Source organism: Alicyclobacillus acidiphilus NBRC 100859, from assembly GCF_001544355.1.
Classification (GTDB): Bacteria; Bacillota; Bacilli; order Alicyclobacillales; family Alicyclobacillaceae; genus Alicyclobacillus; species Alicyclobacillus acidiphilus.
In genome coordinates this window covers 20,271-44,778 of sequence record NZ_BCQI01000022.1, presented here as the reverse complement: position 1 = coordinate 44,778, position 24,508 = coordinate 20,271, and the positions used below count along the sequence as shown (strand labels likewise).

General features: G+C 58.2%; 26 protein-coding genes and 1 other annotated feature (1 of these 27 running past the window's edge). Of the genes, 5 read left to right on the top strand and 21 right to left on the bottom strand.

What is annotated here, in order from left to right; translation table 11 throughout:
• The first annotated feature begins 483 nt into the window (after positions 1 to 483).
• On the top strand, positions 484 to 1,245 hold the full coding sequence (locus tag AAC01S_RS10190) for a lytic transglycosylase domain-containing protein (RefSeq protein WP_067621590.1): 762 nt from the start codon (positions 484 to 486) through the stop codon (positions 1,243 to 1,245).
• Between the two features lie 21 nt (positions 1,246 to 1,266).
• On the opposite strand, the gene AAC01S_RS10185 is transcribed toward AAC01S_RS10190, so the two are convergent.
• A complete protein-coding gene (locus AAC01S_RS10185) occupies positions 1,267 to 2,151 on the bottom strand; it encodes a LysR family transcriptional regulator (RefSeq protein ID WP_067621589.1) in 885 nt (294 codons plus the stop codon).
• A 96-nt stretch (positions 2,152 to 2,247) separates the two neighbouring features.
• Here AAC01S_RS10185 and AAC01S_RS10180 point away from each other — a divergent pair, with 96 nt between their 5' ends.
• A complete protein-coding gene (locus AAC01S_RS10180; protein ID WP_067621588.1) occupies positions 2,248 to 3,327 on the top strand; it encodes a citrate/2-methylcitrate synthase in 1,080 nt (359 codons plus the stop codon).
• Here AAC01S_RS10180 and gpr read toward each other — a convergent pair.
• Positions 3,317 to 4,360 (bottom strand): GPR endopeptidase, encoded by a 1,044-nt coding sequence (gpr, locus tag AAC01S_RS10175; protein WP_370670821.1) that lies wholly within the window; start codon positions 4,358 to 4,360, stop codon positions 3,317 to 3,319. The two genes, AAC01S_RS10180 and gpr, sit on opposite strands and share 11 nt — an antisense overlap.
• 117 nt (positions 4,361 to 4,477) lie before the next feature.
• On the opposite strand from gpr, the gene rpsT reads away from it, so the two are divergent.
• Positions 4,478 to 4,750, top strand: a complete 273-nt coding sequence (rpsT, locus tag AAC01S_RS10170) for a 30S ribosomal protein S20 (RefSeq protein WP_067621587.1) — start codon at positions 4,478 to 4,480, stop codon at positions 4,748 to 4,750.
• Positions 4,751 to 4,764: 14 nt separating this feature from the next.
• Here the strand turns inward: rpsT and AAC01S_RS10165 are convergent, their stop codons facing one another.
• The 5 genes from AAC01S_RS10165 to AAC01S_RS10145 all read right to left on the bottom strand — a co-directional run bounded on the left by AAC01S_RS10165 (position 4,765) and on the right by AAC01S_RS10145 (position 9,932).
• Entirely contained in the window at positions 4,765 to 5,082 is a 318-nt protein-coding gene (locus AAC01S_RS10165) for a small, acid-soluble spore protein, alpha/beta type (protein ID WP_067621586.1), read from the bottom strand.
• A 36-nt stretch (positions 5,083 to 5,118) separates the two neighbouring features.
• Positions 5,119 to 6,132: a DNA polymerase III subunit delta gene (gene holA, locus AAC01S_RS10160; protein WP_067621585.1), complete on the bottom strand. Its 1,014-nt coding sequence runs from the start codon at positions 6,130 to 6,132 to the stop codon at positions 5,119 to 5,121.
• 107 nt (positions 6,133 to 6,239) lie between these two features.
• A complete protein-coding gene (locus AAC01S_RS10155) occupies positions 6,240 to 7,421 on the bottom strand; it encodes an NAD(P)/FAD-dependent oxidoreductase (RefSeq protein ID WP_157071123.1) in 1,182 nt (393 codons plus the stop codon).
• A 115-nt stretch (positions 7,422 to 7,536) separates the two neighbouring features.
• Positions 7,537 to 9,216 (bottom strand): ComEC/Rec2 family competence protein, encoded by a 1,680-nt coding sequence (locus tag AAC01S_RS10150; RefSeq protein ID WP_083511679.1) that lies wholly within the window; start codon positions 9,214 to 9,216, stop codon positions 7,537 to 7,539.
• Entirely contained in the window at positions 9,138 to 9,932 is a 795-nt protein-coding gene (locus AAC01S_RS10145; RefSeq protein ID WP_067621583.1) for a ComEA family DNA-binding protein, read from the bottom strand. Before AAC01S_RS10145 ends, AAC01S_RS10150 begins: the two co-directional genes overlap by 79 nt.
• Positions 9,933 to 10,161: 229 nt before the next feature.
• Here AAC01S_RS10145 and mntR point away from each other — a divergent pair, with 229 nt between their 5' ends.
• Entirely contained in the window at positions 10,162 to 10,569 is a 408-nt protein-coding gene (gene mntR / locus AAC01S_RS10135) for a transcriptional regulator MntR (protein ID WP_174520846.1), read from the top strand.
• A 24-nt stretch (positions 10,570 to 10,593) separates the two neighbouring features.
• Here the strand turns inward: mntR and AAC01S_RS10130 are convergent, their stop codons facing one another.
• The 7 genes from AAC01S_RS10130 to AAC01S_RS10100 form a co-directional block, all read right to left on the bottom strand.
• Complete coding sequence (locus AAC01S_RS10130; RefSeq protein ID WP_067621580.1) at positions 10,594 to 11,319, bottom strand: class I SAM-dependent DNA methyltransferase; 726 nt, start codon at positions 11,317 to 11,319, stop codon at positions 10,594 to 10,596.
• Position 11,320: 1 nt separating this feature from the next.
• Positions 11,321 to 11,683 carry a ribosome silencing factor gene (gene rsfS, locus AAC01S_RS10125; RefSeq protein WP_067621579.1) on the bottom strand — a complete coding sequence of 121 codons (363 nt, stop codon included), beginning with the start codon at positions 11,681 to 11,683 and terminating at the stop codon, positions 11,321 to 11,323.
• A 73-nt stretch (positions 11,684 to 11,756) separates the two neighbouring features.
• The gene (gene yqeK, locus AAC01S_RS10120; RefSeq protein ID WP_245630164.1) at positions 11,757 to 12,338 is read right to left on the bottom strand and encodes a bis(5'-nucleosyl)-tetraphosphatase (symmetrical) YqeK; all 582 of its coding nucleotides are present in this window, start codon (positions 12,336 to 12,338) and stop codon (positions 11,757 to 11,759) included.
• Between the two features lie 9 nt (positions 12,339 to 12,347).
• Complete coding sequence (nadD, locus tag AAC01S_RS10115) at positions 12,348 to 12,971, bottom strand: nicotinate (nicotinamide) nucleotide adenylyltransferase (RefSeq protein WP_245630163.1); 624 nt, start codon at positions 12,969 to 12,971, stop codon at positions 12,348 to 12,350.
• 50 nt (positions 12,972 to 13,021) lie between these two features.
• Positions 13,022 to 13,864 (bottom strand): shikimate dehydrogenase family protein, encoded by an 843-nt coding sequence (locus tag AAC01S_RS10110; protein ID WP_067621577.1) that lies wholly within the window; start codon positions 13,862 to 13,864, stop codon positions 13,022 to 13,024.
• Positions 13,861 to 15,057: a ribosome biogenesis GTPase YqeH gene (gene yqeH, locus AAC01S_RS10105; protein WP_067621576.1), complete on the bottom strand. Its 1,197-nt coding sequence runs from the start codon at positions 15,055 to 15,057 to the stop codon at positions 13,861 to 13,863. Before yqeH ends, AAC01S_RS10110 begins: the two co-directional genes overlap by 4 nt.
• Entirely contained in the window at positions 15,047 to 15,607 is a 561-nt protein-coding gene (locus AAC01S_RS10100; protein ID WP_245630162.1) for a YqeG family HAD IIIA-type phosphatase, read from the bottom strand. Before AAC01S_RS10100 ends, yqeH begins: the two co-directional genes overlap by 11 nt.
• Positions 15,608 to 15,824: 217 nt before the next feature.
• Between AAC01S_RS10100 and AAC01S_RS10095 the strand changes: the two genes are divergently transcribed.
• Positions 15,825 to 16,226 (top strand): PilZ domain-containing protein, encoded by a 402-nt coding sequence (locus tag AAC01S_RS10095; RefSeq protein WP_067621575.1) that lies wholly within the window; start codon positions 15,825 to 15,827, stop codon positions 16,224 to 16,226.
• Positions 16,227 to 16,363: 137 nt separating this feature from the next.
• Here AAC01S_RS10095 and sigK read toward each other — a convergent pair whose 3' ends face one another.
• The 7 genes from sigK to alaS form a co-directional block, all read right to left on the bottom strand.
• Positions 16,364 to 17,095, bottom strand: a complete 732-nt coding sequence (sigK, locus tag AAC01S_RS10090) for an RNA polymerase sporulation sigma factor SigK (protein ID WP_067621574.1) — start codon at positions 17,093 to 17,095, stop codon at positions 16,364 to 16,366.
• Between the two features lie 111 nt (positions 17,096 to 17,206).
• Positions 17,207 to 18,241: a sensor histidine kinase gene (locus tag AAC01S_RS10085; RefSeq protein WP_067621573.1), complete on the bottom strand. Its 1,035-nt coding sequence runs from the start codon at positions 18,239 to 18,241 to the stop codon at positions 17,207 to 17,209.
• Entirely contained in the window at positions 18,231 to 19,673 is a 1,443-nt protein-coding gene (locus tag AAC01S_RS10080) for a penicillin-binding transpeptidase domain-containing protein (protein WP_067621572.1), read from the bottom strand. The genes AAC01S_RS10085 and AAC01S_RS10080 overlap by 11 nt, the downstream gene beginning before the upstream one ends.
• 141 nt (positions 19,674 to 19,814) lie before the next feature.
• Positions 19,815 to 20,897, bottom strand: a complete 1,083-nt coding sequence (gene mltG, locus AAC01S_RS10075; protein WP_067621571.1) for an endolytic transglycosylase MltG — start codon at positions 20,895 to 20,897, stop codon at positions 19,815 to 19,817.
• Positions 20,898 to 20,908: 11 nt separating this feature from the next.
• Positions 20,909 to 21,340 carry a Holliday junction resolvase RuvX gene (gene ruvX, locus AAC01S_RS10070; RefSeq protein ID WP_245630161.1) on the bottom strand — a complete coding sequence of 144 codons (432 nt, stop codon included), beginning with the start codon at positions 21,338 to 21,340 and terminating at the stop codon, positions 20,909 to 20,911.
• Positions 21,303 to 21,581, bottom strand: coding sequence for an IreB family regulatory phosphoprotein (locus tag AAC01S_RS10065; protein ID WP_083511676.1), 279 nt, complete (start codon positions 21,579 to 21,581; stop codon positions 21,303 to 21,305). Before AAC01S_RS10065 ends, ruvX begins: the two co-directional genes overlap by 38 nt.
• Positions 21,582 to 21,639: 58 nt before the next feature.
• A complete protein-coding gene (gene alaS, locus AAC01S_RS10060) occupies positions 21,640 to 24,279 on the bottom strand; it encodes an alanine--tRNA ligase (protein ID WP_067621569.1) in 2,640 nt (879 codons plus the stop codon).
• Positions 24,280 to 24,362: 83 nt separating this feature from the next.
• Positions 24,363 to 24,508: a binding site (T-box leader), on the bottom strand; it runs 65 nt beyond the window's last position.

The following is a 24,508-nucleotide window of genomic DNA, read 5'->3' as shown; positions in this document are numbered from 1 at the left end:
TCTGGGGACGCTTATTTGCCTCCTCTGCCTCCTCTGCCTCCTCTGCCTCCTCTGCCTCCTCTGCCTCCTCTGCCTCCTCTGCCTCCGGCTCCCGCGACCACCTGGCGTCACTTTGCGGGAAACCCTCGACAGCCGCGCACCCTATCCGCCGCCACGAGAGAGAGGCGCATCAACCTGCATCAACCAAATGAAAAGGTCGAATGAATTGACTGAACGACTCGCCCGACTACGATCCCACCCAGCTTCTATCTCCTTTGCCTCTATCCGTCCCCGCCTTCGTGTACTCGTATGATTCTCCGCACGTTCGATCGATGCGAGTGCAGGAAAGTCGTCAGTGGAGGCCGAATTTGAAATTAGGTGAATTACGTCCATCCAACCACTTCGCTACATTGATTTCCGAGATTTCGGCGAGCCGAATTCGCCAGTTTACATTCTTGAAACGCATTCTTGAAATACATTTGTGAAACGCGAGGTTTTTGGACCATGACGACCACAACGGGGATTGGCGGCGTCGGATCGACAAACGCCATCCAAACGGCCCCTTCGAGTGTGCAGGGTACCGCTTCCGACACAGCGTTTGACGAGTTGCTTGCGGAGATTGTCGATGAGATGATGCTCCAGGACACGGTGTCCCTTGCGTCTTCCATCGGCCAAGGGGGCGATGGGTCCGACGGCATGGACGGAACGGACGGGTCATCGTCGTCTTCCAGCCTGTTGGGCAGCGATGCGCAATCACTCTCATTCTCTTCGATCGCGCCGCTGTTATCGATGCTGCCGAACTATTCTGGAACAGCCGGAGCGGCGACCGACACGGCGACGGCAACTTCGCCTGGCCTTGAGACGGCCTCGCCCGATGGCGTGGAGGCGTTGGTCGCGTCCGCTGCGTCGAAGTACAACCTGCCTTCTTCGCTGTTGAACGCTGTCATCCAGCAGGAATCGGGGTTCGAACCGGACGCGGTGTCGAGCGCGGGCGCTATAGGGTTGATGCAGTTGATGCCGAGCACGGCGGAATCGCTCGGGATCGACAATCCGCTGGATCCGGCTCAAAACATCAATGGCGGCGCCAAATACCTGTCGCAGCTGCTGAAGGAATTCGACGGCAGCGTGCCGCTCGCGCTGGCCGCCTACAACGCTGGCCCCAACGCTGTCAAATCGTACGGCGGTGTTCCGCCGTACAGCGAGACGCAGCAATACGTGCAGAACATCTTGGCCATGAGTGGTTTGACAGATACAAGCACCATCTAGCTGCGACATGTGGCGTGGTCGTCAACGCCCACTCATGTATGTCCGCACAAGCCCGCGAAAGGAGGACGCCGCTTCGCGGGCTTCTTCGTGCCACAGCATGTAGGTATGTGTCATTGGAAGGACCAGCCCCGATGACTCGATTTCCACCACTCTCCCCAGCGACAACGAACTCCGGACGACGCTGAGCGGCAGGATCGACGCCGCCAAGCCTTGCTCGACGAAGTGCAACGTAATGTCGGTTCGACTCACTTCCATCGTGCGAAACCATGGAAACCGTCGACGCAACTGAGCCAACACGTCAGGCCAGATCAACGGGTGATTGCCTGTGACAAGCGTGTATCGCTCCAGAACGTCGGCCATCGTGATCAGCGGCCCGTCGTGGTCCCACGCGTCGGCCGGAGCGACGAACACCGTCGGGTCTTCGTACAGCACCTCGGTGTGGATGGAGGCGGCCTGACCGCCGCGCCGGGCAAATCCGATGTCTGCGCGCCGGGAAATCACCCTGTCCCACACGTCGTCCGATTCGGCCACCTGGACAGCCGCCTGAATGTGCGGCAATTGCGCATGCAATCGATGAATCCAGCGCGGCAGGTATGTGTGCGCCACGATGGGCGAGGCGGCGATGATCAGGCGATCTCGATAGCGCTCACGCCACATGGCCAGTGAAGACTGGCTGTCTTTGAGCGCGCTCAGAATTTGCTGGGCAAACGGCACAGCTTCGACGCCAGCGGCGCTCAAGCGAACGCCGCGGCCGTCGCGATCGAACAACCGCACGCCCCAGTACGCCTCCAACTTGCGAATGTGCAACGAAACAGTTGGCTGCGCGAAATTCAACCGCTCGCTGGCGCGATGAAAATTTCCTTCCTCGGCTGCAATCAAAAACGTTTCAATCCACTCGATATCCATAGGATTCATCCAATCACGATTCATAATCAGTTAGATAATTTTTAATCATTATACATTTCTATTTCTGCGATTTACACTTGGAACGAGGTGATGGAGATGGTTCAAGTTCATTCGCTGCGCGACGTGATCGCGGCAGAGACAGCGTTGTCAGACGTGGATGGCGAACATGGCCGGCTGACGTATCGCGGTCGGGCCGTCGGTGATTTGGTGGAGCGCCATTCATTCGAAGAAGCTGCGCATCTGCTTTGGACGGGACGGTTGCCGACCGCCGAGGAGAGCGAGTGGCTGCGAGCGGCTTTTGCGAAGGGGCGGAGTTGGGCTGCGGAGGTGTTCCCCGTGATCGACAGGCTGCCGACCACAGTCAACGCCACGGACGCTGCCTCCGTCGGACTGCTCAGCCTGCCTGAGCCGAACGCGACGACGAACCAAGTTGAACAGGCGGCGATGCACTGTGCGGCCTTGGCAACGTTCGTCTTGCGTCACTTTGGGAATCAACACGGCCAGGACTATCGGCCGCCTGAGACAGAGGAAGGTTACAGCAGCGCGTTCCTCAGGGGATTGCATGGGGTGAAACCGTCGGCGTCCCAGGTCACAACCTTGGATGCGTACTTCATCTTGACCATGGAACACAGTTTGAACGCGTCGACGTTTGCGGCTCGCGTGACAACATCGACACGTGCGACGATGAACAGGGCGTTGGTCTCCGCGATCGCGACAATGAGCGGGGAACTGCACGGCGGTGCGCCGAAGGAAGTGATCGGCATGTTTGAAGCCATTGGCACCGCCGACGCGGCACCTGAATGGATGGAGCAGCAGCTCGCGCAAGGAAAGCGAATCATGGGTTTTGGGCACCGGGTTTACCGGACGATCGATCCACGCGCCGCTGCCTTGAAACACATGCTGCTCTCCGAGCGCCCGGACGATCCCGAAGTGCGCTTTGCCCTTTCCGTCGAGCAAGCAGCCCAGCTTGCGCTGCAACAACACAAGCCGGGCCGTTCGCTGTATCCAAACGTTGAGTTTTGGGCCGCGTGCCTCTTGCGATCGCTCGGGATCCCCAAGTCGCTGTACACGGCGACGTTTTGTTGCAGCCGCGTCGTCGGCTGGACGGCCCACATCATGGAGCAGGCCGCCTGCGATACCTTGATTCGCCCCAAGGCCGTGTACGTCAATGCGTGACCAAATCGGCATCGTCCATCGTCATCGATGGATGAAGCGCCACATTGAGTCCTTTGGCGACCACGTACGCCACATCGTCCATGAAGTCGTCCACCTCTTTGGGCGTGACCACCAGATTGTTCTCGACAGGTTCCAGGACCTCCCGCACCAGATGCCACTTTTCGGCTGACGACAGCTGATCAAACAGCGCTGTCGCCGCGTTGCCAGGCACTTGCTTGCGCAATTGATGCAGGACCAGTTCGATGGCGTCCCCCGCAATCGTCGCCGCTTCCACGACAGTCGGGACACCGACGGCGATGACGGGGATGCCGAGCGTTTCAGCGTCCAAGGCCTTGCGGTTGTTGCCAACGCCGGCGCCGGGTTGAATGCCCGTGTCCGACAACTGAATGGTGGCGTTGACCCGCGACAGCGATCGCGACGCCAACGCGTCGACCGCAATCACAGCGTCGGGTTTGACGCGTTCGACGATGCCTCGAACAATTTCACTGGTCTCGATGCCAGTCAATCCGAGCACGCCGGGTGCAATGGCCGCGATCGAACGATAACCGTCGCCGCCCCCAAGGACTTCCGGCATGTAGTGAAACAAATGACGGGTGACAAACAACTTGTTGACCACCATGGGGCCGAGGGCGTCGGCAGTGACGTGCTCGTTGCCAAGCCCAATCACGAGCACGGAAGCGCCAGCAGGCAAATTCAGAAGGCCTTTGAGTTCGTTGGCGAAAATCTCTGTGACACGTTCCTGCAAATCGATATCTCGATGGCGAAGCCCCGGCACATCGAGTGTAATGTAGGTGCCTTTACGCTTCCCGAGTTTGCGTTCCGCGACCTTGGTTCGCACTTTCACGCGCGTCACGGTGATTCCGTCGAACTCTTCGCGCGTCTCGTCCACCCCTGTCATGGTGCGGCCCTTTCGGGTTGCAAGCTCGTGCGCTTCCATTGCCAGGTCGGTGCGCGGACTGTATCGCGTCAGGGACTGATGTCTCTCCTGAAGTGGAACTCGACGCCAGGTCGAGCAATTCACGTGCAGTTTCATCGACTCACTCCTTATCGAATAACGAGCGTTCTCCAGTTGCGGCGACGTCCAGACTGTGTTACACTCTCATTCGTCTGTAATGGATCACGGTTAGGTGCCCTGGGAGGTGAACCACAGATGCCAAATATCAAATCCGCTAAAAAGCGTGTGCTGATTGCAGAACGTAACGCGTTGCGCAATACGTCCATGAAATCCGCACTCCGCACGACCATTCGCAAGTTCGAAACCTCCTACAGTGCTCAGGATGTCGAACTGTCGAAGGAAACCTTACAAAATGCGCTTCGCGCTTTAGATAAGGCTGTCACCAAGGGATTGATTCACAAGAACGCGGCAGCTCGAAAGAAGTCGCGTCTGACCAAACGCTTCAACGCGTTGGCAAACAACGGCTAAATCGATATCGACGTTTAGGACATCGGCGACTCGGACGAGTCGCTTTTTCTTTTCCGTTCAAGCAGTTCATCCACGTGCGACTTGGCCATCTCCGTTCTCGCCAACGCCACCAGTTTGGCCACCATGGGACCTCCCAGGTGCCCGCCTATTTCTCCGGCTTGTTTGGACGTCATCTCGCCGTTGTCGCCTTCGGCCGCATATGAAACATGAAGTTTCTCAGCAACCAACTGTGCAGCCGACGGCGCTTCTTCCGGCGCTGTGAACGGAACGACCCGAATCTGGCCGTCGCTGCCAATGGTCTTCACCGTTCTTCCACGTTGCGATTGAACCACGCCAACGCACCCCCTGACATTTAAAATGCCCGAGGGTCACCCCGCGTACTCCTTGCGAGCCGCTTCCTTCGAAGCTGTCAGAATCAACAACTCGAGTGCATGAATCCCATCTCTGCGACCGCGTTTGATGTCGTACTCACAGTCCGCAGCCAGCAGCAGCAAGCGCTCCAGACCTCGCTCGGAAAACGCGCCAGACTGGCGTATGGCCACCTTCATCGCGAACGGGTGGACTTTGCCGATCTTCGCCATCTCCTCTGGGGACACGCGGCGCGCGGAAAGCTCTTTGGCCAGGCACATCATGCGGATTTGCCGAACGAGCATGGCGATCAGCGCCAAAGCGTCATAGCCCTGTCGCGCAAGCGACTGCAAACTGTTGATGGCTGCGGCGACATGGCCTTGCACGACGTGATCCACCCAGTCGAACACCGTCTCTTCGATGGTCTGCGGGACAAGTTTCTCGACATCTGCCGCTGAAATCGTCCGCGCCAAAGCGTACACGGAGAGCTTCTTCAATTCACTGAGACACTGCGTGATGGTTTGACACTTTCGCCAGAGCGTTTCGACGGCAGCGTCGTCGATGGCGATTTGCTGCCGTTTGGCTTCCCGTGCCAAATAGTTACGGGCAATGTTGCCCTTTGGCGTCTGGCATTGGATCAGCATGTGACGCTTTGCTTCCTTGGTGATTTTTTTACGCTCGTCCAATTTATCCGCGGCAGCCGTCAGCACAAGTGTCCGCCCTGGTGCCGGGTTGCTCAGGTAGGCAAGGAGTTCATCCCCTTGTCCCGATGTTTTTCCCTGGCTCAAAAATGCAGTGCAATTTCGAATCAAGACAATGGTCGGTTCAGCGAACAACGAGAACGTATCAAGATCCAACAGAGCCTGCTCGACCCCGTCTTCCTCATAGTCGTAACGGCTCACGCGTTGCGCGGGCGATTGTTCCACCAGACGATTGACAAACATATCCATCAAGCCAGTCTCCGTTCCGTACAGGACGTAGACGGAAGCCAGCGAAGCTGCTGAAATCTGTTCGTAAGCCTGAAAAAAATCCAAAAACGACGCCCCCCAATGACCAGTATACGGTCTTCGGGGAGCGTCGTCGAATGCGACATCCGAACAAGACAAAGTCTGTCCAGTTGGAAATCTTTTCGGACCCGTTCTTACAGCTTCATCACTTTCTTGCCGCGGTTGCCAGCCAAACGAACGCCACCGAGTTCCCAGAGGTATTTCGCCTTGCTGCCTTCCTTGGCGAGTGCACCCATGACACCCTTGATGGGAACACCCATGAACGAACCGACGCCGACTTCCTGGCCCAATGAACACAAGGTACCCCAATCGCGCGGGTTGAACGGCTCCATCGGACGGCGGCGTTCGCGCAACAGAATATTTTTCGCAGCCAAGACGCCCATTTGCTCAGCGTTCTGAGCGGTTGGAGGATACGGACGACCCTCCGCGTTTTCTGCCCATGCACTGTCGCCAGCGATGAAAATGACTTCGTCGTCAACCGATTGCATGAACTCGTTCACTTTCGCGCGTCCACGGCGATCGACCGTAAATCCAGCGTTGGTCAGCAACGGGTTCGCGCGAACACCACCTGTCCAAATGATGGTGCCTGCTTCCACTTTCTCGCCGCCGTCGAGATGGACGACGCCAGCGGTAACCTCGTTGATCTTCGTGCCGGTCCGCAACTTGCCGCCCTTTTTGGTAATCGTTTCGACGACAAACGGGCGAAGGTGTTCCGCAACCATCGGCAGGATGGTCGGCATGGCTTCGATGCACTGCAGATCCACTTTTTCAAACGGAATGTTGAGCGACTTGCAGAGCTTCGGAAGATAATCGAGCAATTCGCCCATCAACTCGATACCAGTCAAACCAGCGCCGCCAAGGGCGATACGAAGATGTCTCTCGTCCCCGTCTCGCGTGTACGCCTCAAATTGCCCTTTGATATGTTCGTGAATCTGAATTGCCGAATCCAGATTGGTGATGCTCATGCTATGTTCGTCGAGGCCCTTGATGCCGAAGTATTCTGAAACCCAACCGAGGCTGTAGATCAAGTAGTCGTAGGAAATATCTCCGGTCGACGTCTTGACCGTGCGGCTCGACTTGTCGATTCCAGTTACTTCTGCAACGACCAGTTCCGAGGTATCCTTGCGGAGCACTTCCTTGATGGGGATTGCGTAGTTTTCTCCCGCATCGCGTCCACCTGCGGCTTCGTGCAACAGGATGGTTAGATAGTGGTAATCGTGGTTGTTTACGATGGTAAACGGGACGCCCTCTCTGTCCAGATGAGCGGCAGCCATCATACCAGCGTAGCCGGCGCCGACAATAACGATTTTGCTCATGCTCGTCCTCTCCACTTCCGAATATCCTAGATTCAGTTGCTCTCAGTTGCTCTTTGAGCCTATCACAGTCCGCTCCGGCATGCCGGAGACCGACATCTTCCAATATCCAATCATATCATAACGTTTCTCGTTTGACACGCTCTCTGCGCATCACATGGGGAAAATGATGGGGAAGACGAACTCTCCGCCATGCGGCCATCGCAAGAAACATCCCGACTGCCATAGAAAATGGCAAGTTCGGTAGAGCAATCAGACTGTCGCTTGACGCGGCGATGACAGAAAGCCCGTCGGTCGACCACCCCAGGCCGCGCACGGTCATCTCCCCAAAACCTTTCGCCAAATCCAGCAGCAAACCGTTGCCAAGCAGGGCGGCCAGCCAGGCTGCCGTACCCCAAGCGATGGTCAACGGGATCAAACACGCCACCACAGGCTCCATGAACGCGGTCGACAGTGCCCCAAAGGGTGTGATTTGGCCAAACATCCACCAAGTGATCGGCAGCAAGTACGCGTCCACAATCAAACTGAGGAGAAAAAGTTCCTTGGTCCGTCGAGCCGCGATCGCCGCCAAGCCCAAGCCCTTCGTCAGAACCCTGCGCAACCTCTTCCTGTGAGTGGGCTGCTGCGCACCGCGCCTCCTCGGCCATGTTTCGTCGCTTCCCTGCGACAGCGAACTTGCCTCGAACACAGCGAACGTCGCGATCAGCGACAACAGTCCACTCGGCTCAAACAAATCGATGGGGCGCGTCACGGCAAAAAAGAAACTGGACACGGTCAGGGCGACCAGGCCGCCAACGGATCGACCAACGGCTCGGCCAACCAGGAGATATGACGTGAACAGAGCGGCGCGGACGATGGGTATCGTGCTGCCGCACAACACCACAAATCCCCACAGAAGAGACATGAGTACCGCACAGTCGATCCAGGGAGCGAGCGGCGACGAAATCCTCCGTATCGGCCGCAGCAAGATGCTCGCGCTGCGTACGACCAACGCCACATTTGCACCGCTCGCGACCAACAGGTGTGTAACGCCGCCTTCGAGAAACAGCTGCTGAATCGATGCCGGCAGTCCGAGTGACCTGCCAATGACCATGGAGAGGGCGAGATCGACATTGGCTTCGTTCGCAGGGGCGACGGTTCGGAGCATATCCTGCCGAACCGCATCCACCTTCGACGCCATGCCCTGGTGATTCTGCGCCTGCACAGTTCCTTCAAACAGCCAGATGGGGGCCAATCGATCCAGTGCTGTCGACGTCTCAGTGGACTGGATGTATATGCCCGAAGCCTCGACCGTTTCCCCACTCGCCAGCAGGCTTGCATTCGACGATCGCGCCAGGACAAGCGCGTAAAACGCGCATCTCCATCTCGTCGATTCCTGCCGCGTGACGCGGACCACGTACTCCTCTTCCGAGGCTTTGTGTTTCACGCTCTGCAGTTGACCGACGATCGTCGTTTCGACTCCAGGCGTCACCGCTGGCCGCGAAGGGCAAAACCACTGGTACCACACGCCATACGCCCCTCCGAGTACCGCGACGAGGACGATCCCGAGCCAGTGCGTGATCGCGCGCCGCACGCCCGTCCACCGCATTCGTATCATCGCGATGCTGGCCGCAGCGAGAACGAACATCGCCGCAACCGCGACAGCCGGGCCGATGCGATACGCATACTCTTCGGCGCCGACAAACAGCGCTGCACCGAGACATACCCGAGTCGAACGGTTCACTGGCGCCCAGATCCGATGCCAGTACCCGTTGTCGTTGGCGCCGGCGAGTCGCTGAAGATGAGCAGGTTGCTCCATTTTGCGAGCGTCTTCGGCCCAATTCCGCGGATGTTGCCCAGTTGTTCCAGCGAGGAGAATGGCCCATTCGTTTGACGGTAGCTGAGAATGGCATTGGCTCGTTTCGGACCTACCCCGGGCAACGTCTCCAGCGTCGCCAAATCGGCTGTGTTGATGTCGATCCGCTCTGAGTCAGCCGTGGGCAAGTCGTCCGTGGCCGGATCTGCCGTCGAGCTGTTTGTCACCGCATTCTGGGCGTTCGACACCTGTTCGCCACCGGATGCGACAGGCGACGGGACATCCACTTCCTGCCCATCCCACAACACGCTCGCCTGGTTGACGACAGCAGCGTCCTGCGCGTGGACGAAGCCGCCTGCCGCACGAATGGCATCCGCCACCCTGTCGCCTTGGGCCAGCGTCACCACGCCAGGATGTCGGACGTCTCCGTGGACGTCCACCTCGATCTCGGAGGTAGAACCGTTCGTGTCGCCGCTCCCTGACACGTTGTTGCTCGCAGCGACAGACGTGGGCGAAGCAGGTGACTGCCCACCTGCTGGCTGGCCGCTTGGCGACTGACCTCCGTGATTCTGAACGATGCCAATTGCTGCGGCCGCGCCAGCGATCACCAGGATGCCGCATATCCGCCCCCAACGATTCAGCACCCGCAGATACCAACGCCGTTTGCCCGGCGGGTCTGCCGCCTCACCGTCCTGCACCAACCAGAGATGCTCACGCATGTGGATCGCCTCCGTATACGCTTTTTGGAATACGTCAAAACTTCGCGATCGACCGCTGCTGAGCCTGTTCCCTGGCGGCAAACATTCATACAATGTTGTATCAGACGGAATCCGAACCAGCATGGGGCAACTGGAGGAATCTCACAAAAATTCATTTGTCGAGTGCCTTGCAGGTCGTGTAAACTGAGATTGATTCGACGATGGAGGTATTCACTTGCTTACACCCAGCATGGAAGATTATTTGGAAAAAATCTATGAATTGATGAACGAGAAGGGTTATGCTCGTGTTTCCGATATCGCGAGTTCCTTGGCCGTGCAGCCAAGTTCCGTCACCAAGATGCTGCAGAAATTGGACGAGAACAAATACGTGAGTTACGAAAAATACAGAGGCATTATGCTTACTGCGAGAGGTCAGCGCATGGGGCGCCTGATGAAGGAGCGGCACGCCATGTTGGCAGAGTTTCTGCGGATGTTGGGCGTCGCGGAAGAGACCTTGCAGAAGGATGTCGAAGGCATCGAACATCACGTGAGTCCGAAGACGCTGGAATCGCTGCAGGCGCTCGTCGTCTTTTTCCAAGACAACCCGAGCGCGCTGGAAGCATTTCTGGCGTTTCAAAGCCGCACTTCGGAGAGTTGACCCAAGCGCAGGAACTGCTGAATCTCAGGTTTTTCTGGCTATGCATACGAGGCGGTCCGCCTCGTCGACCGCCGATTGACCAAAATCCCCAACGAACTGGACATCGCCAAAACCACATTTGGCCAAAAGCCCATGGAGTTCCGAAGTCGAATAGTATCTCTGCTGGTGACACTCCTCGATCCGGCGATACAGACCGCTTGGATCTTGAATAAAACCGGTAACGTCGTGCGTGATCAAGCGTGCTTCAACGTCGGTTTCGTGTAAAATCACAAACTCGTCATCGATGATATGCCAGTATCCATCCTGCAGCATCCGCACACGCGACGGACCAATGACGTCGAACGCCAGCCGTCCGCCCGGCTTGAGACTCGCGATAACCGCCCGAAACGACTGCTCAAGCGCCTCCGGCGCAGTCAGATAATTGAACACATCGCACGTTGCAAAGGCCAAGTCGACCGGATTGGACATCCGGAAACGGGAAATGTCCTGCAGCATCCAGGTGACTTTCACCCGCGCGTCGAAGGCCCTGGCTTGGGCTCGAACCAGCATTTGTTCGGACGCGTCCACCCCAGTGCAGGTGCGGGCCGCCTGAGCGAGCCACACGGTTAACACACCTGTGCCGCAGCCGAGATCGACCACGTCCATGCCTGACAGGTCGAGGTGCTCCGCCAGCCACGTTTTCCATGCGTCGTACGGGGCGTCCGACATGACGAGATCGTAAAGCTCCGCGAACGAATCGTAGATGCCCATATCAGACGCTCGTTTCACCAAGTGTGACGATCTCAGCGTCACCCCAAAGCCGCTCGATATGGTAAAACTCGCGTTCTTCAGGCCGGAACACGTGAACGACGACGTCCCCGAAATCGAGCAATACCCAGCGGGCCTCTTCCATCCCTTCGACGCCTCTGCACGACACGCCAACGCTTTCCAAATCGTCGCGAACAGCTCTCGTCACAGCCTCCACTTGAGGTCTGGATGTCGCCGAACAAATCACAAAAAAATCCGCCATCGGCGTCAACGCTTGAACATTCAGCACCACGACGTCCGTCGCTTTCTTATCCTGCGCCGCAGCCGCGGCCTTGCGGGCAATTTGTTCGATTCGCTCTATCTCCATGCGCATGCCTCCTAAACCCATGTAGGCCGCCGATCAGCGACATCCATCGCTGCAAAGCGGCCTCATCGCAATGTCAGGCTTCTCGCAGTTCCGCGCCTAACAGGCTGTTGCGCGCCTCCACAGTCAACCGCACGATAGGCCGCTTGGCGTCCAACATGAACCGCAATGTTCCGTCTATACTGATCCGAGCCGCTTCCTCCAGACTTCGCTGTGAAGCTTCTCGTATTTCTTCCACACCACCGTAGGTTCGGCCAGGTTCAATTGCGTCCGCTACGAATAAGACCAGATCTAAAGGCGTCATGTTCGGCCGCCCTGTCGTGTGATACCGAACCGCGTCGAGGATATCCTCTTCTAATATGCCAAACTGGGTCTTGCCAATATGCGCCGCAATGGGCCCATGCAACAGAGCTGGGACGTCTTCGAAACCGTCTGGAAGCGGGAATGTTCGGACGGTGGACAGCAATTGTTCGCGAGGCCACTCGCGAGCGAGATCGTGCAGCCATGCCGCAGTCCTTGCCTTGCGAACGGAAACGCCGTACTTTTGCGCCAACTGCTCAGCCGATGCGACGACACCTTCAACGTGTTGAAACCGTTGGACAGAGAGCGTTCGCTTTAACTCGCGAACCAGAGCATCGTCCACACTTTGTTCAGGCATCGCAACGCTTCACTCCATTCCCTTTGGACCAACGTGCCAAACGTCAAGTACTTGCGGCGGAATCAAATGACACACGCTTCGCCCCGTCTCCAGACGCTGGCGCAGCCAAGTCGACGAGATGTCAAGCAGAGGCATTTCAATCCCGCGGATCCGGATGGACGGGAGCTCCCTCATCACTTGCTCAATCGTGTCCGTGCGCGGAAAACCCTCACGGACCGCGACAACGAAATCGATGCGTTGACTCAGTTCCTCGGCCCCGTGCCATTGCGGTAACCCCGCGAGGGCGTCCGTGCCAAGGAGGAACGAAAACTTCACCTGCGGATACCAAGTCTGCACCGCCCGAACCGTATCGATGGTGTAAGACGGTCGTTTCAAAAATGCTTCGAGCGGCATGGCCCGCAATCCCTTGCAATCGGAGATCAAGGCTCCCACCATGCGGAGCCGCCACTCAAACGTGTCATCCGACACATCCAGCTTGTGCGGCGGGCTGGGCGCAGGCAAGAACCATACTTCGTCGACGCCTGTCTGTTCAAGCGCAACCTGGGCCATCGTCAGATGGCCTACATGAGGCGGATCGAACGTGCCGCCGTACAGCAAAACCGTCTGAGCATCCGTCGGTGGTGGTTCCGTCATCGCCGATCCACGATCTTGGCCATAAGTATACCACACGTGATCTTCCCCGTTCATAACGCCTGTTCCTTTCGCAACGCCTCATAGACCGTCGATGCCATGACATCGGCCGGCGCCTCGCGGCCCAACCACCATTCGTAGGCGTCCACGCCTTGGCCAATCAACATCGTCGCACCGTCGATCACCCTCGCGCCGCCGCTTCGCGCGCACGCCAGAAATCGGGTCTCGAGCGGCCGGTACACGATATCCTGCACGACTTGCCCGGGCTGGAAGACGCCTGCGTCGTCAATCGCCGCTTCGTCCACTCGCGGCCACATTCCAATGGGCGTGCATTGAACGACGACCCACGCTTTGGCCACCGCGTCCGCGCGCTTCTCCCATGCCGCGTGCCGAATGTTCAGACTGTCGGCGAAATGCGCCTGAAGGCGCGAAACCGCCTCCGCATTTCTGGCAATCACCTCGACGACTGCCTCTGGACGATGCATGCTCAGTGCTGTCAGAATGGCTTGAACCGAGCCCCCTGCCCCGAGAATGGCGACATCCACAGGCCCTTCCGGCACTGCGTCGGCAATTGATCGCCACCATCCGCTCACATCCGTGTTGTGCCCGACGGATCCGTGCTGATCAAAGCGGATCGTATTCACAGCGTTGGCCGCGACCGCTTCGCGCGTCCGCGAACCCACCCAATTGAACGCGGCGATTTTGTGGGGAATCGTCACATTGACACCCTTCGCGCCAATCGCTCGCAATCCACCTAGCGCGATCTCGACCTCGCCCGCGTCGACGCGAAACGGCAAATACACCGCAGGTTCACCTTGCGCGCGAAACGCCGCGTTCATCATCGCGGGCGAGATCGAATGTCCAACCGGATCGCCGATGAGTCCAAAGAGATTCACAGGACGTCACCGCCTTGCCCAACTCGCCGTGAAATGTCGCCAATCAGCCGCGGCCGGGCCACCGCGTGCAGCCAGTCAGGGATGGATAGCACGCCTTCAAACGCGGCCCCGGAGAGTGTAATCCAGCCCAATCCCGGGATCACGATGTCGGAACCTCTACCTGATACCGCGATGCTGCCGGGGGCCGCTTTCTCATCTCGCCGAAGGCGCTTCAACCGATATTGGCGCCAACGTTCAAACGTCGGCCGACATTTCTCGCAAGGAACCTGCAGCAAATCGTCCCGGTGCCTTTCCCATATATCGTCTGCGCGCGACAGCTTCGTCCGATGGATGGGCAGCTCGTTGCTGACATACAGCACCACAGGCTGTCTGTCGCCGCGAACGAAATCCAGTCTCGCGATACCCGCCAAAAAAAGCGTCTGTTCAGGGTTCAACTGATAGACCTTCGGCCGCAATCGATTTCTTGGAATCACCGTCGTCAAACAATCCGAGCAAAGTTTCTCGACGACGCGCGCTTCATACATCAATCCAGGCGTGTCAAACACATGAACCGGCCCGCGCGGGCCGTCCAGGATCAGTTCGGACAACGCGAGCGTCGTCCCCGGTTGCCGCGACACGGTGTACGGCTCGGCGAGCGTCCTGTCGGCGCGGGCCGCGATCCCGTTGAGCAGCGTCGACTTCCCGGTGTTCGCCATACCTACCACGTAGACTGGCGAGTCGACCCGATCAAACACGAGTTGCAGCAACTCGTCCATTCCGTGTCCTCTCGCCGCGCTGACGAACAGGACATCGTCAACAGGCACGCGGGTCTTCTCCACGCGAGATCGAATCCAGTCGCCAAGGCCCTCGTAGGACACGCCTTCCGGCAGCAAGTCGACCTTGTTGACCACGACGACCACATCGCTGCTGAGGACGAATCGGGCCAGGTTGGGCACGAGGCTGCCAGCGAGATCGAACACGTCGATCACGTAGAGAACCAAACCGGGCTGGTCAAAGATACGGGCGACTTGCGCCTGATAATCCGCTTCCGTGACGGCAACCGGCATAAACTCACCGTAATGCCGAATGCGGAAGCAGCGGCGGCAAAGTATGTTCTCCTTCTCCATGGCGCTTGCGGGTACGAACCCTGGCTTGGCCTCGTCGGTTGTTTGCAAGGCCGCGCCACATCCTCTGCAGACTCGCTCATCTGCCAAAACCGCCACCCCCTTGTTGTTGTCGGTGTGGCCGTTTCAGTCCGCGCACGCGGAGCATCGCCAATGCTACAGCTTCAAAAATCCGCAGGATCTTCGTGCCCCACCACTCCTTGGTATGCATCGGCAGCACAAGAATGCTGTACAGGCCCAACCGATTCGCGCCGTGGATGTCCGTGAACAGCTGATCGCCAATCATCACGGCCGCATCGGCATCCATCTGGAAGCGTTCGAGCGCTTGCCGAAAACCTCGAGACCTTGGCTTGCGGGCCGCCCCGATGGCAAACAGGCCAGACACCCGGGAGAAATCGTGAACGCGCTGGCTCCGGTTGTTGGAGATGATGCACACTTCAAATCCCCGATCCCGGGCGCGCTTGAGCCAATCCTCCAACGACTTCGGAACCCATGGATGGTTCCAGGGCACCAGCGTGTTGTCGAGATCGGTCAGGATCAGGCGTTTGCCCATCCGCCAAAGCCGCTCCAGATCAATATCGTAAATGGAATTCACATATTCATTTGGCATGAATTGCAGAAATCGACCCAATCCGCTCACCGAGTTTCGTTAGACTCCTCAGATTGACGTTCTAATGACGGTAAAAAATGATAGCATAGCAACCTCACGATTGCATAGTCGAGAGCAAAACTCCGTCCTGGTTCGGTCTTCTGGAATTTTGAGGCGGAGCCATCGTTCGACAACATCTGACACACAGGATGCCCTACGATAGGCGAGTACTCAAACAGACATCTGGAGTGGAATGGAGAGAACGGACATGGCTGCAGTCCTAACCCCTGCAAACGCGACCAGTACCAATCGACGCCGATACCACCGATTCTCAGTGGTAAGACCGACGCGCATCCAATTCTACAAACTGGACGACGACATCGGGACATCCTGGCGCGCGTGTCGGCTCATCGACATATCCGGCGGCGGTTGCAAAATCATCAGCAAAATGGCCATGCCTGTACTACCTGAAACCGTCGTGCTCAACATCTGTCTGGGTTTTCTCGGATTCGAACCGATACATGCCCGCATCATGTGGAGAGGCGGGAGCTGTGACGCGGGAAATGTGTATGAGTACGGACTTCGTTGGATCGGAATTGAGGAAGCTCGAAGAGAACAAATCATCGCCTCGCTCGCACGCGCAGAACTCGCTCGCGGACAAAAAGCGTGAACAAGCAATTTGGATGCCGCGCGAAAGTACGATGCGAAAGTGAGATTCTGATAGAAGCTGAACCAAGGTAAATGTGAGGAGGTTGATGGCTGGGCCGGGATCGGCATCGTCCATCAACCTCTTGACGTTGTGGCAGGCTACGACAGTTGCGAAGGCGTTTCCGACCCGCCGTGCACCGCGCCGCCGTGCATCGTTTCGTACAATTTCACCAAGGCGCGGTGCTCAATCCGAGACACATAGCTTCTGGAGATGCCCAATTCCTTGGCGATTTCGCGCTGCGTCCGTTCCTCTCCGTTGGGAAGCCCAAACCGCTTGCACAGCACTTCGCGTTCCCGCTCTCCAAGCGCCGGCAGACTTTCGTACATCTTTCTCTTCTCCCACGCAAAGTCGACTGTGTCGATCACGTCGTCGGGATCGGAACCCAACAGATCCGAAAGCGTCATTTCGTTGCCGTCCTTGTCGGTGCCGATGGGATCCGATAGAAACGCGTCGCGCCGATGTTTCTTCGAACTGCGCAAATGCATCAGAATTTCGTTTTCGATACAGCGAGCGGCGTACGTGGCCAGCTTGGTACCCTTGCCTTGGCGGTAGCTTTCCACGGCCTTGATCAGGCCTATCGTGCCAATCGAGATGAGATCCTCCGGATCCTCGCCTGACGATTCATACTTCTTGGCCAAATGTGCGACGAGGCGGAGATTGTGCTCAATGAGTTGATTTCGCGCGGTCATATCTCCCTCTGCGTAACGTTCCAGAGCAGCGCGCTCTTCCTCGGCCGACAGTGGTTTTGGAAACGCGCCGTTTCGGACATAAGAGACGAACACCGAAACGTCTTTCAATACAAGCGCAAGCAGCGTCAGAATCCCAGACAGATTCGCTCACCTCCGTCGACGATTCTTGGTGACGCTGCTATCTCTATGCGCATAGGACACCAAATCTGTTCGAAGGACCTATGGGACGCAGGCGGCGACCATCCAGAGGTGTCAGTGAAGGGGAAGCGTGAGACGGATACCGAGGCCATGGAGATCGGCGATGAACAGCTCGACGCGGCCCGATTTCAACAGGGCGAGCTGCCGGATGGATCGCAGCCCAAATCCTTCTTTGACGGCGTCGACACTGGTGATCCGCCCATCGTCGCGAAACTCCATCACGGCGTGAGCGTTGTGCTCTCGGAATTCGATGTGGATGTGCGTCGCGTCCGCGTGGCGGAGCGCGTTCGAGAACGCCTCCTGCACCACGCGATACATCGTGGCCAGGATGGGAAGCGGCCAGCCGCTGCAGTCAGCCTGCCATTCCACCACCACTTCCATCGGCGAATCGTCGGCAAACTGGTCAATGACCGTCTTCAGGGCCTCCGCGGCGAGCTCTGAGGTGATGGGCTCCCGCATGGGACCATCGTTTCTCGCTTCGAGCGCGAGATACGCCAGGCGTGTGAGGGTTTCCTTCTCCAACTCCTCGTGCATGCGGAACAGATCAGCCTCTTCGATGCGCCGCAAGCGAGCGGAGCGCATGGCAAAGTACAGCGCGGCCAATCCCGCGCCGACAACGGCTTCCACGATGGGCGACAGATGGCTCATCAGAACGACAATGAGACCGACGATTCCAAATAGAACGGAAATTTGGAGGTCCACGGCCTCCATTACCGTCAGAAGCCAAAATACCAGAGGCCAAAGCAAGTCCGTCGCATTGGCGGCAGGCTCCGCGCCCAATAAAATCATCGCAAGGCAAACCGCCAACGCGACAATTGTGACATACTTCGCAAGTTTGCGACCGTCAATGAGCCGGCCAAGCAAGATCAAGACAGATTGTCCAACAAGCAATACATAGTACAACGCCTGCACCACGGCAGGGCCGTGAACAAGCCGCAGATAGACAACCAGCATCACGATGACGCCAAGCCAGCGGCGTATCCACGATCCAGTCTCCGTCGACGACCAAATTTGTTGTATGCCAACTGCTGCGCGCGAATACCAGTGTCGTTTGCCTTGTCGAGTCTCCATGCGCACATCATAGCGCACCGAGCCAACCCTTTGCCAGTTGGATCAGATCCCGGTGAGCTTGCCAACTGACTTCGTCGACGACAGAAATGGCAAATTCGTCCGTCGGCTTGCCGTCTCGCAGCCGATACCCAACCAGCCAAGCGTTGACCCGGCCGTCAGGCAGTTCTGCCGTGCCGCTCTTGGCCGCGACTGGAAATTCATGAAGCGCGTAAAGTGTCCCTCGCGGGTCGTGAACGGCTTGCCACATCCCCGTTCCGATCACGCTCGCAGCAAAGCCGCTGCAAGCTCGCGAGGCCTTCGCCTGTGCGAACTTGTGCGTGGAACCGCCGCGCGAGACGCCAATCGCCAAACGAGCTGGTCGGTATACCCCGTCTTCCGCGATTACCGACGCCAATAAGGCCCCTTGCAGCGGCGTAACGCGGACATCTTCCTGACCGATCGCGGTGTTGGCCAAGAGTCCCGCATCTTCACCCGCGGTCCGGAACACGACGGCGACATCGGCGTGCACAGTCCTATGGGCCAATGAATCGAGGCCAGTCCGGCCAAGGCCGAAACGCTCTGACATGCGCTCGAACGGGACGCGCCCCATCTCTACTCCAATTCGTGCAAATGTGCTGTCGCACGATTGCGCGATGGCTTGCACAATGTCCAAAGGCCCGTGCGCTCGCCAACACCGCATGGATACATGCGGAATATGCACCACCCCATCGCACACGAAGTGCGTCCCGGTCGTCACGGTGTGGCTGTCGATGGCGGCCGCAGCCGTGATGAGCTTATAGACCGAGCCAGGCGCCACTGCTGTCAACGCGTCGCTGCGATCACGGTGATCCGCCGACGCCATCGCCAAAATCTCATGCGACTTTGCGGCCAAGTCCACGATACTGCCGTGGTGGACGCCCGCCTCCAGCAACAATTGCTCGGCTTTGCTCTGCAGACGCGCATCGATGGAGGTGACGAGATCATCGCCCGGCACCGACGCAATCTCGAACGTCTTCCCCGGCGCCCCAGCCGCCTGCGGCATCCCGTCCGGCATCTCCAACCGTCCAGTGAGCCCTGGCCGCGTTCCGCGAAGGAGATCATCGTAGGCTTCCTCCACTCCGCCGCGCCCTTGCTCCGCCACCACGCGCTGCCGACTCGGCCAAACGTCAGGTTTTCCGATGGTACCCAGCAGTTCCGGCGCGAGCTCGCGACCTGTTCGACGCACTGACCACGGTGTGCCGTCGCGGAAGCGAACCACGCCTCGCCCGTCATCGATCATCGCCGTCCGAAAATGCTCTTCGTCGATTCGCCACCTGCCGCCTCCCGCGCGCGCACCGTGATCGACGACGCCCGCCGGGGATAAGGCAAGCCAAAAAAGCCGCACCAACAGTGCGGCCAACATGGTCAACCAGATTGTGTGAACGACGAGCAATCGGCGTGATCGCTCAGTCGAAAGTATCGATTCTCGCATGGTTTCGACCCCCGAAACGGACGTCTGCGCATCATCGTCAAGGAAAGCGTCGAGGCGAACGCGTCGCAGTTGCCAGTCGCAGTTGCCAATCCATTCCCCATACTGATACGGTTTCCAATTCGAGAATCGATATGTATCCCGTCACGAGTGTTGCTTTTTGAGGTTTTCCTCGCGCAGCATTTCATTGTGAAGCTGCTGTGCATACGTTCTCGCAAAGTAATCTGTGCCGCTGCCATCGCCTTTTGCGACATAGTACAGATACTGCGTCTTCGCAGGATGCAGGACCGCCTCGATGCTCTTCAGCCCAGGATTGCCGATGGGCCCCGGCGGCAGGCCGGCGAACAGATACGTGTTGTACGGCCCTTTGGCATCCAGGATGTCGGCGTCCGTCACCACCGTCAAGTGGTGCCCGATGGCGTAATCCACGGTCGCGTCAATCTGCAGCTTCATATGCGCCTTCAGGCGGTTGTCGATCACGCTGGCGATGAGCGGCCGCTCACTGTCGACCTTGGCTTCGTTTTCCACCAACGAAGCCTCCGTGATCGCCTGATTCAAAGTCAGCCCGTCCGCTTTCATCGCCTTCACGTTGGCAGGTGTCAACACCCGAGCCGCAAAGTCGTCGAGCATTTCGTTGATGACCTCCGCCGGTTTTTCACCGCGCGTAAAGTCGTAGGTATCCGGGAACAAGAACCCCTCCAGGCGATAGCGAACCTGCTTGCGGCCAACCAACTGTTTGAGGAACGGCTGCTTGAATGTGTCCTGCTGGGTTGCCGAGATGAACGCTTGCGCAGGGCAAATTCCCGCCTGCTGCAACTTCGCGGCGATGTCCTCGAGATCGAAACCTTCAGGAATGGTCACCGCAATAGCGGTCTGCACAACTTCTCCGCTTGAGATCTTCTGCATGATCTGCTGAACGCTCATACTGGGACTGAGCGCATATGTGCCTGCGAGAATCGGCAATTGTGCGCGATGGAGCCTGTAATACAGCAAAAATGCCGTTTCACTGCGAATCATACGATCTTTCGCGAGTCGATCCGCCACCGTGCGAACGGAATCGCCGCTGGCGATGGTAACATGAGTAACCCGGCCGCCGACCGAGACTGGCGTCAACGCTTGGCGATACCAGCCCCAACCTGCCAACAAGATTGCGAGAACAGCCAGGATACCGATGCCAACATAGACAAGCGGTCTCCGGAGGCCGCGTGTCCAGTGCTTGAAATTCATCGTGTCACCTTCTAACGTCGCTGCGCGTCCAGATAGTGCTGTAACAAGATGGTCGCGGCCACCGCGTCGACGACGGTCCTCCGCCGCTTGCGACTTACGTCGGCCTCAATCAGCACGCGCTGGGCGCTCACCGTCGTCAGCCGCTCGTCGAACAGTTCGACCGGAACTGACACGTTCTTCTCAAGCGTATCCGCGAACGCTTGAACGATTTGCGCCTTACTTCCGGCCTCGCCCTTCATGGTGATCGGCAAACCGACGACGATGTGTTCCACCTCGTACTCGCGGACAACTTGCGCGATTTCGTCGATCACCTGCGCGTCGTCGTTCCGCGAGATGACTTTTAACGCCGACGCAACAAGCCCTGTCGGATCCGACAGGGCTAATCCGATACGCCGTTCACCGTAATCAACCGATAATGTTCGCATCGCCGTGAAGTGCGGCATACGCCCGCACAAGCTCCTCGATCAAGTCGTCGCGCTCGATTCGACGAATCGTGTTGCGCGCCTCCAAATGGCTGGTAATATAGGCAGGATCACCAGAAATGAGATAGCCCGCAATCTGATAAATGGGATTGTAGCCCTTCTCCTTCAAGGCGCGATAGGCCACTTGGAACGCGTGGCGCGCTTCGGCATTCTCCGATTTCGTTTCAAAACGCATCGTGCTATCAAAATCCTGATTTGTCAAAGCCCGCACCTCGCTCGTGCGTCTCGCGACGCCAGTATTGCTCGTCCCTTAGTTCTGCTCACGCCTGCACATTTCCTGCGATGGACGCGACAATTTCATCAACTTTTTCAATTGCCGCTGTCAATTTGCCGGGATCGCGCGCGCCTGCCTGCGCCATGTCTGGGCGCCCGCCGCCGCCACCGCCGGCGATTTGAGCCACTTCTTTGACGATGTTGCCGGCGTGGAATCCCTTCGCCTGTAAATCTTTCGAAATCGCAGCCACAAATTGGACTTTCTCATTGTGCACGGAACCCAGCACGAGCATGTAAGTCGTCAACCGATTTCTCAATTCATCCGCCAATTGCCGCAATCCGTCCATATCGATGTCCGACAGCGCGGCTCGGACGACCGGAATGCCGTGCAGATGTTCGATCCGGCCGAGCAGTTCGTCGACACGCCCGTGGTTCAAACGCGCTTTCGCTGACTCCAACTCGCGCTCCAACACCCTCATGTCGGCGAGCATTCTCGCCACCTTGTCGACGACATTGGCCGGTCCCGCTTTCACCAAGTCGCCAATCTGGCGCAGTTGGCCTTCGCGGACGCGGCCAAGTTCGTACGCGTGCCGACCGGTCACCGCTTCGATGCGGCGCGTTCCACTACCAATGCCCGTCTCCGATACAATTCGGAACTGGCCAATCAAACCCGTCCGTTCCACGTGGCAGCCGCCGCACAATTCGATGCTGTCACCCGCTTGGACGACCCGGACTCGCTTGCCGTACTTTTCGCCAAACAAGGCCATCGCGCCCAAGGCCTTGGCGTCGTCGATATCCATCTCGCGAATGACCACGTGGCTGTCCTTCCAAATGTCTTCGTTGACGAGCGCTTCCACGCGCTCGATCTCGTCTTCGGTCATCGGGCCGAAGTGAGAGAAGTCAAAACGCAGCCGATCCGGCTCCACCAACGAGCCCGCCTGAGCGACATGCGTGCCGAGGACTTGACGCAAGGCCTTGTGCAGCAAGTGCGTGGCCGTGTGATTCTTCACCGTGTCCTTGCGCTTCTCCGCGTCGACGTGCGCGCGCACTTCTTCGCCCGTATGCAGCGATCCGTCGGTCACCTGAATCGTCATCACATGCTGTCCATGCGGCGCCTTGCGGACATCGACGACCTCAGCCCGGCCGTTGGGGCTGACGATCTCGCCCTTGTCCGCCACCTGGCCGCCGCTCTCCGCATAAAACGGCGTCGTGTCGAGAATAATCTGCGCCTCGTGACCCACGCCGACGCCGTCCACCAGCTCGCCATCCTGCACAATCGCGACAATTTGAGCGTCGACCGTAAGTTCGCCATAGCCGACAAACGTGGACGGGGTCGTGAGCGTTTCCAGCGCGCCGCGTTGGCTGCTCATTCCCTCGTTCGCTTGCCGCGCCTGCCGCGCGCGCGTCCGCTGCGCTTCCAATTCCGCTTCGAACCCGTCGCGATCCACCTCGAAACCGGACTCGTGGGCGATCTCGACGGTGAGATCGATGGGAAAACCATACGTGTCGTACAGCTTGAACGCGTCGCCGCCAGAGATGACCGTCGTTCCCGCCGCCTTCAGGGCCTTCATCGACTGCGCCAGCAACGCCTCGCCCTCGCTCAACGTCTCGTGGAAACGCTCTTCTTCCGTCTTGACCACGCGCTCGATGAGGCTCCGCTTCTCGCGAATTTCGGGATAGTCGTCGCCCATGATTTGGTCCACGACTTCGACGAGTCGGTACATGAACGGATTTTCGATGCCAAGGCGGCGTCCACTGCGCACCGCCCGGCGAAGCAAGCGCCGAATGATGTAGCTTCGGCCTTCGTTCCCAGGCAGGACGCCGTCGCCGATGGCGAACGCAACCGTCCGCAAGTGGTCCGCGACAATTTTGAAGTGAATATCGTCCTCTGCCGAAACCCCGTACTTCCGGCCGGCAATCTCACCCGTCTTGTCGATGATGGGCTTGAACAGGTCCGTCTCGAAGTTGTTCGGAACGTTCTGCAAAAGCGATGCCAGACGTTCCAGCCCCGACCCCGTGTCGATGTTCTTCTTCGGCAGCGGCGTGTACTCTCCGTCGGCGTTCTTGTTGTACTGCGTGAACACCAGGTTCCAAATTTCCAGGAAGCGATCGCAATCGCAGCCAGGTTGACAGGTGTCGGAACCGCAGCCAAAGGCTTCACCGCGATCGTAAAAAATTTCGGAGCAAGGCCCGCACGGTCCCTCACCGATTTCCCAGAAATTGTCGTCGGTTCCGCGGTAGATTCGCTCTTTGGGCAGGCCCACCTCGCGGTGCCAGATATCGAACGCTTCCTCGTCGTCGACGTGGATGGTGACGGAAATCTTCTCCGGCTCCATCTCCAGCACGCCGGTGAGAAACTCCCATGCCCAGGTGATGGCTTCACGTTTGAAGTAGTCTCCAAACGAGAAGTTGCCCAACATCTCAAAGAATGTTTGATGGCGCGCGGTATGCCCGACTTCTTCGATGTCGTTCGTGCGAATACACTTTTGGGCATCGACGATGCGCGGGTTTTCCGGGATCTCGCGCCCGTCGAAATACGGCTTCAAAGGCGCCATGCCCGCATTGATCCACAGCAGGGTCGGATCGTCGTGCGGCACCAGGCTCGCACTGGGAAACACACTATGTCCACGCGCCGCAAAAAACTCCTTGTACGCACGGCGAATTTGTTGGCCTGTAAGTGATTTCATGCCTGATTCTCCTCATTGGACAAGTTCTGTGTACGATTCTGTGAACGAAAAGAACGAACCGATCAAAAAATGCCCGTCCCCTTGTCAGGGACGGGCATTAGCCACCCGCGGTACCACCCTGGTTACAGCGCGTTTGGACACGCTGTCCCTCTTCGCTGTAACGGGCGCAGCCCGGCGTGAGTTCATCACGCGCTTGGAAGTAGCTTCTGCCTTGCCTTCGAGGCGTCTT